The 544-nt window shown below is 70.0% G+C and carries 1 protein-coding gene; it reads right to left on the bottom strand.

Translation table 11 applies throughout. The features are described 5' to 3' along the window. A partial coding sequence (locus AC1DTN_RS38955; RefSeq protein WP_477925582.1) for a hypothetical protein occupies nt 1-544 on the bottom strand: 544 nt, incomplete at both ends.

Raw genomic sequence — 544 nt, 5'->3', positions numbered from 1 at the left:
GTGCTGCATGAACCAGCGCAACAGATGCAGCATGCCGGCGGGCGTCAGACCATGGGGGAGCAAGGCAACCAATCGTTCGCTGGCAAGGAACGCCTGCCTGGCGCGGGCGGAAATACCGGCCTCCAAGGCATCGCCCAGGTGCTGCTGGGCCGAGGCACCGAGCCCGAGCTCCGAGGCACCCGACTGTTGGAGCCACTGCCCGAACTCTCCGTCGCTGCCGCTGGCGAAGGCGGTCGGGAATCGCGTGCGCACATCGCCGCGCTTGCGCCACAGATCGACACAGAAGCGCGCGGCGGACCAGCGGTCGGTCACTTCCTCCGACAGGACCGGCGACCACAGGATGTCGGTCAGCGGCAGGCCGGCGGCTTTCGCCACCTTGGCGTCGTCGAACAGATCGAGGGCAGAGGGCGCCGGGACGGCCATTCCGCGCTGGCGCATGGCGATCCGCTGTTGCTCACGCCGGACCCAAGGCGCCAGCTTCGCCTCCCCCGCGCGAGCGGCGAAGCGCTGGCGCATGAGCTGGATGCGCTGCCGGACCCGCCAG

The sequence above is a fragment of the Rhizobium sp. 01T444 genome, assembly GCF_056398305.1.
Note: the sequence above shows the minus strand (reverse complement) of the source record. Positions and strands in the feature narration are given on the sequence as shown.